The sequence below is a fragment of the Pseudoalteromonas sp. TB41 genome (assembly GCF_000497975.1).
Classification (GTDB): domain Bacteria; phylum Pseudomonadota; class Gammaproteobacteria; order Enterobacterales; family Alteromonadaceae; genus Pseudoalteromonas; species Pseudoalteromonas tetraodonis.
The window spans coordinates 1-1,170 of record NZ_AUTH01000081.1 but is presented as its reverse complement, the minus strand read 5'-3'; the positions used below and the strand labels follow the sequence as shown (position 1 = coordinate 1,170).

At 42.9% G+C, this 1,170-nt stretch carries 1 protein-coding gene and 1 pseudogene; both read left to right on the top strand.

Annotated elements, in window-relative coordinates; genetic code table 11:
• Window positions 1-41: 41 nt before the first annotated feature.
• Window positions 42-590 carry a 3'-5' exoribonuclease gene (locus tag L641_RS0111980; protein WP_024602004.1) on the top strand — a complete coding sequence of 183 codons (549 nt, stop codon included), beginning with the start codon at window positions 42-44 and terminating at the stop codon, window positions 588-590.
• Window positions 590-1,170, top strand: a pseudogene (locus L641_RS0111975) (replication endonuclease); the annotation flags it as partial. The gene L641_RS0111980 and the pseudogene L641_RS0111975, both read left to right, overlap by 1 nt.

The window sequence follows — 1,170 nt, the reverse complement described above, 5'->3', positions numbered from 1 at the left end:
GATTTTGACCTAATTGAACTTGAATTAGACGGCGGTGCAGCATGAACAATGTAATGGTGCATTTAACTCGTTTAGATAATCGCCCAAGCGCAATGATCGTTGAAATTGCGGCGGTATTTTTTGACCCTAAAACAGGTGTAATTGGCGCTGATTTTCACGAGGTTATATCGCCAGAAAAACAAGACCGATTAGGCACTGCAACAGCCGCGTTTAATTCTCAGTGGGGACACTACTTACGCACCAATTACCCTGATGATGAAGACTTGGGCACTGATATTGTTTTTGCCTTGGATTCATTCGTTGATTGGCTTTGTCAGATAGAAGTAATGGCAGACCGTGTTATGTGGTCAACAGGTGATGACTTTTCAGATTGCGGTCTACTGCACCAACTGATTTTAGATTACATGGGTAAAAACCCAGAGCATAGAACAGGCCGCTTTTGGAGAGCTGACAAGGTTAATGATATACAAACTTTGTTTAACTTAATCGGCTATACACAAGAACCTAATTTTCCCGCTATACATGCAACAGACATTGTGAAGTTAAAAGCCAAAGCGGTTAGCGATATAAAGCAGGCGCTTAAACTGTAATGGCTAACCCAATCCCGATCGACCTTGACGCCCTTAACCTATCAAGCATAGCTAAGGGCTTAATTTCGTCTATTACTGATATTGACGACTTTAATTACCTTGCTAGCAACTTGGAAAAAGTGCCTGTATCGCTGCAAAGTCGCATGGCCCGTAAATACATTGATCGTTACACCGAGAAAAAAGCGGGGAGCCAGTTCCGTGCTAATACATGGATGCGCCGCACTATTGCGCGTTTAAAGCCTCGCTTTGGTGTTCTGCTCAGTATTACTCACAATATGCCATTGCCATGGCATATTCTAAGTAGTGTTGAAAAAACTAAAAAGCATGCAGGCACTCTTGCATTAGAGTGCCTTGAAAAAGCACTTGATGTAAGYGRKCAAAACCAGCATTTACCGTATGAAAAAATAGTACGCCTTACCTACGAAGGGGTTGCAGGGTATGCCAAACAGTTTGGCGTAAACGTGCCATTTTACGACATGCGTGAAGACGACCTACCACAAGCCTGTTTTGAAATCGCCTTGCTTAAACTGCAATGCGATAAATGGTGGGCTCGCCAATTAAAAACCCTGCGTAAACAGTT